4 protein-coding genes are annotated in these 2,833 nt (G+C 53.6%); all 4 read right to left on the bottom strand.

Features of this window, described 5'->3' with window-relative positions:
* The coding region (locus D6694_02805) for an NAD(P)-dependent alcohol dehydrogenase (GenBank protein RMH46972.1) at positions 1-254 on the bottom strand (254 nt) is incomplete at its 3' end.
* A gap of 66 nt (positions 255-320) precedes the next feature.
* Positions 321-1,034: a DUF4386 domain-containing protein gene (locus D6694_02800; GenBank protein RMH46971.1), complete on the bottom strand. Its 714-nt coding sequence runs from the start codon at positions 1,032-1,034 to the stop codon at positions 321-323.
* Between the two features lie 62 nt (positions 1,035-1,096).
* Positions 1,097-1,318 carry a hypothetical protein gene (locus D6694_02795; GenBank protein RMH46973.1) on the bottom strand — a complete coding sequence of 74 codons (222 nt, stop codon included), beginning with the start codon at positions 1,316-1,318 and terminating at the stop codon, positions 1,097-1,099.
* A 173-nt stretch (positions 1,319-1,491) separates the two neighbouring features.
* Complete coding sequence (locus tag D6694_02790; GenBank protein RMH46970.1) at positions 1,492-2,751, bottom strand: hypothetical protein; 1,260 nt, start codon at positions 2,749-2,751, stop codon at positions 1,492-1,494.
* Positions 2,752-2,833 lie beyond the last annotated feature (82 nt).

Below are 2,833 nucleotides of genomic sequence, written 5' to 3'. Positions count from 1 at the left end.
GGCCGAAACTGGGTAACGGCCGGGCCAACAGCTTCAACCTGTCCGGCAATGTCTGAGCCGAGTATCTGATGTCTTGGCTTCAGTAGGCCGGTGCTGAAACGCAGCATCCCACTCAGGACGTGATTATCGGCCTGGTTAACGGCCGCGGCCCTGATTCTCACCAGCACCTCCTTCGCCTTAGGCATCGGTCTTTCCACCTCCCTTAGCTGGAGTACGTCTGGCGAGCCATATTTTTTGAATACAATTGCCTTCATTGGTTCTCTTCCTGTTCCGGATAACAGATGATGATGGACGCGGTGATTTCGAAAATATCGCCTGGGCTATACCGCTGCGAGAATCTGGCGATTCTCCAATTCTGGCATCCGGACCCCTTTCACCAGAAGCCACAGCGTGAACGACAATTCCGCAATGATGGCTGGCGCTATCATAATATTGGCAATGAACGCCTGATGTTGGGGCATCAAGAAAATGCCAAAACTGTCCAGCACGTAAAACGCCCCTGCAATTGCCAGAAGGAGGCCGAGGATGCCGGGAAACAACTCGGACTTGTAAACCAGATAGCCTAGCAGCAAGAGGCTTGGGGCAAAGAATGCCTCTGAAATCAGGATGCCGTAATAGTGGGCATCGAGGAAGAACAGCACCGTCGCATGTAACTGGGCTGATTCAAATACACTCAGGTAATCCGCACCGCTTAATAGCAACAGTGGGAGGATGAAGTTAAGCAGGTTGACGGCGTGAACGGCCGCTTGCATCAGCCGGGTTGCCATCATCGTCATCGCAAGTGGCTTATTGACCGGTCTCAGTAGCTTGTAAAGCAAGATGGTCGTACCAATTTCACTCAAGAAGACGATCAAATAACTGACAACGCCGCTCCGGTACAGCCCTTCCGACGCCACAATGTTATTGGCCGTCGCCGTGGCATCGCCGGGCACACGCAGGCTTTCACTCACGAAAAAATAGGCGAAGATGTTGGCAAAAAAGATGATGAGATAGAGGACACCTGTCACTCTCGCGGTTTTTTTCTCCGTGTTCATTTTTGTTTCTCCTTGTGTTGAATAGTTTGGACAAGCTTCATTGAGAAGCGGCTTGTTGCCGTTTATTGTTTGATGTCTGACTGGCCGGATTCCACTTGATGAACGGTAATCAAAGGCAGACCCAAATCGCGCACTTTTCTCAGCAAGCCGTGCAATGCAGCCTGATCGCTTACCGGACCGGTTAACACTGTCTCGCCGTTTTCTGTCTGTGTGATGGTCATACCTTCAAACCACGTTGTCCATTGAGGATCCATATGCCCTTTTAGTCTGATTCGATAGACCATTGGTGGATTTGGATCTGCTTGGGCGTTGGGTTTGTTTGCCATGTGCTATTGCCTTTCGTGGCCGGTTACCATTTGTCTGTGCCGCTCATTCAATGTCGTTTGAGCATACCGGCAAAACGGTATTGCCGTACAGATACCAAAGTATGATCGACGGTATTGTTTCGGGTATTGCGCTAGTAGCCTTGCGCCTCATAGGACACAGCGGGGAATTCGACGGCGCTGGGCGCAAGCGCGGCGGCAGCGTGTGCATCTTGTTTTAGCTCCGCCAGCAAGAAGGCGGTGATCACATGGTTAATCAGATCGTGCGCCTGATGCCTGTCCCAGAATGAATCGGCGCAAAATTCGCCAGCAACCCATTTTGCGTACCAGCGGACCGCCTCGCAGACGTTGGTAAAAATCATGTGTTCTGCGTCATTCAAGATCAGTTGCGCCTTTGTGGGGCTGGCGACATGTTTATACGTTGGGTATGTCCCCCATGATAAAGGCGTATCGTTGTCGAGTGAGCCGCCAATCGCCAATACGGGCACGTCAATTTCCGCCAAACCATTCCGACCGAAGAAAAAGGCATCCCCGGCCATAGGCACAACGGCGTCCACGCGGGAATCGGACCAATCTGGCCAAAGTCCTTCTGGAACGGCATCCAAATCGGCCAATGCGGCCATCTCAACCAGGTGTGGCAGCAACATGTCACACAGCCAGACGGCGGGGTCTTCTGCCTGGACGGCATTTTCACAGTGCGATTTCAGGCCGGATGTGTCGATCTGTGCCCCTGCCGCCGCCAACGCTGTGTAGCCGCCGTAAGAGTGGCCGATTACGGCGACGGTTTCGGGATCGATCAGCCCCGCGAGGGAACCGCCTGAACCCACCGCCGAATCGACATAGGCAAACAGAGTCAGAACATCCTGTGGTCGTGTGATGGCCGATCGCCACAGCTCATTCTCTGGATCGAGACGCTCACGGTGGTCGGGCGCCATCACGACGAAACCGTAGGAGGCCAGGTGTTCCGCCAACCAGCCATACGAAGCTGCGCCAATTGCAAAGCCGGGAGACAGAATCACCAGTGGATAGGGGCCTTGCCCAAAATCGAAGGGAGCGCCACTGGTGGCATGACCAGCGGAAGAAGCGATTGTCACCATACCAAGCGGCGCTCCTAACTTGATTTCATATGGATACGCAGTCTCTTCAGCCGGGATGTCTTGGGGCAACGCTGGGTACCAGATTGTTGCCGCCAGTGGAAGTTTGCCTTCGATCATCAAGTCCTGAGTCCCGGTGGGATGCGGCCCAGGCAGACCGTAGGGTAGCGCGTCGGGAGGTGTGCCGGTAGGGGCAACGGACGGTTCCGTGCTTGCGATTTCACTTCCGAACAGCGTCACGAGCGCCAATAGGAGGACAAACACCAATACCAGTTTTTTGTAATCTGAGGGGCGCGACATTTTCTGCTCCTTTCATTTTCGCTTGACGTGAAAGAAGCATATTTGCCATTCGGTATTGGCGTACAGCTACGAAGGTATTGTC

The sequence above is a fragment of the Gammaproteobacteria bacterium genome, assembly GCA_003696665.1.
Classification (GTDB): Bacteria; Pseudomonadota; Gammaproteobacteria; order Enterobacterales.
Note: the sequence above shows the minus strand (reverse complement) of the source record. Positions and strands in the feature narration are given on the sequence as shown.